This is a genomic window from Ruminococcus callidus ATCC 27760, assembly GCF_000468015.1.
Taxonomy (GTDB): domain Bacteria; phylum Bacillota; class Clostridia; order Oscillospirales; family Ruminococcaceae; genus Ruminococcus_C; species Ruminococcus_C callidus.
In genome coordinates this window covers 1-1,904 of the sequence record NZ_KI260378.1, presented here as the reverse complement: position 1 = coordinate 1,904, position 1,904 = coordinate 1, and the positions used below count along the sequence as shown (strand labels likewise).

The window sequence follows — 1,904 nt, the reverse complement described above, 5'->3', positions numbered from 1 at the left end:
CGTAAGGTCAGCGGCGACTCGCCGCCCGCCGTAAGAAAGGACGAATCAAACATGGCATTAGATGGTGCATATTTACACGCGGTGCGGCAGGAACTGCTGCCGTTGCTGGATTCCCGTATTGAAAAAATCCACCAGCCGACACGGGAAGAACTGCTTGTCGCTTTCCGCGGGCGTACCGGCGGGGCAAAGGTGCTGTTTTCCTGTGCGGCAGACCGTGCAAGAGTGCACCTCACACAGGTGACTGTGGAAAACCCCAAGGCTCCGCCTATGTTCTGCATGCTCCTGCGGAAACGGCTGGGAAACGGCAAGCTGCTGGCAATTCGGCAGGACGGACTGGAACGGGTGCTGTACTTCGACTTTTCCTGCGTCAACGAACTGGGGGATATTGTGCAGCTGACTCTCGCGATCGAGATCATGGGGCGGTATTCCAACCTGATCCTCATTGACGAAACCGGAAAGGTCATCGACAGCATGAAACGTGTCGATGCCACCATGTCCAGCAAGCGGCTGGTGCTGCCGGGGCTGCCCTATGAGATGCCGCCGCGGGACGAACGGCTGAACTTTTTACAGGCGGCACCGGAACAGATGCTGGCAGTGCTGTCCACCAAAACGGGAGAACTTTCCAAGGCACTGCTGCAAACTTTTGAGGGCGTTTCGCCGGTTCTGGTGCGGGAATGGGCATACTATACCGGAAAGGGGCAGCCCTGTCGGGCGGAATCCCTCACCAATGACCAGAAAGACCGGCTCTGTTACACCATTGGCAGAACGCGGGAGATTCTGGAGCAGGGCGAGGCCGTCTATACCATTGTCAGCACACGCGAGGGACAGCCGAAGGATTTCTCGTTCCTGCCGCTGCACCAGTACGGCACGCTGATGGTGACAAAAGTCATGCCCTCTGCCTGTGCTCTGCTGGACGAATTCTTCGCCAGCCGCGACCACATGGCACGGCTGAAACAGCGGGCGAACGACCTGTTCCACCTGCTGCTCCACGCAACGGAGCGAATCCAGCGGCGAATCGTTTCCCAGTCTGAAGAACTGGAAGCCTGCGGGGAAAAGGACACAGACCGCCGGAAAGCGGATCTGATCTCCGCCAACCTCTACCGGCTGCACAAGGGCGATACAGAGGCGGTTCTGGAGGACTTCTACGAGCCGGACTGCCCGACGGTGCACATTGCACTGGACGCTCGCCTGACACCGCCCCAGAACGCCCAGAAGTACTATCAGGCGTATAAGAAAGCCTGCACGGCGGAGAAAATTCTCACGGAGCAGATCGCCAAGGGCAGGGAAGAACTGACGTATCTGGACAGCGTGCTGGACGCTCTGAGCCGTGCGGAAACGGAAAATGATCTGGAACAGCTGCGGGCGGAACTGGCAGAACAGGGCTATCTCCGGCTGCTGCGGCGAAAGGGCAAGCCGCCGAAATCTCTGCCGCCGATGGAGTTTACCGCTTCGGACGGCACACGGATTCTGGTGGGGCGGAACAATCGCCAGAACGACCAGCTGACCTTGAAAACGGCAAACAAGAACGACATCTGGCTGCACACCCAGAATATCCCCGGTTCACACGTGATTCTGGAAACCGGCGGCAGAGAGCCTTCGCAGCAGGTGCTGGAGGAAGCGGCACAGCTGGCGGCATATCACAGCAAGGCACGGGATTCGGCACAGGTGCCGGTGGATTACTGTGCCGTGCGGTACGTGAAAAAGCCTGCCGGAGCCAAGCCGGGCATGGTGATCTTCACCAATCAGCACACATTGTATGTGAAGCCGGAGCAGAGATAGCGGAATAGCCGGACAGGAAATTTGCGGGCAGACTGCGGCTAGCTTTGTTTTTGGGAATGCGTAGGGGACGATGTTCACATCGCCCCGCGGGAACTTCTAGGGCTGCCGTGTCGAAACCGTCCGGC

1 protein-coding gene is annotated in these 1,904 nt (G+C 58.7%); it reads left to right on the top strand.

The genetic code is table 11. The annotated features are described in order from the left end of the window. The first annotated feature begins 51 nt into the window (after positions 1-51). Positions 52-1,779 carry an Rqc2 family fibronectin-binding protein gene (locus RUMCAL_RS06105; RefSeq protein ID WP_040647280.1) on the top strand — a complete coding sequence of 576 codons (1,728 nt, stop codon included), beginning with the start codon at positions 52-54 and terminating at the stop codon, positions 1,777-1,779. Positions 1,780-1,904: the final 125 nt, after the last annotated feature.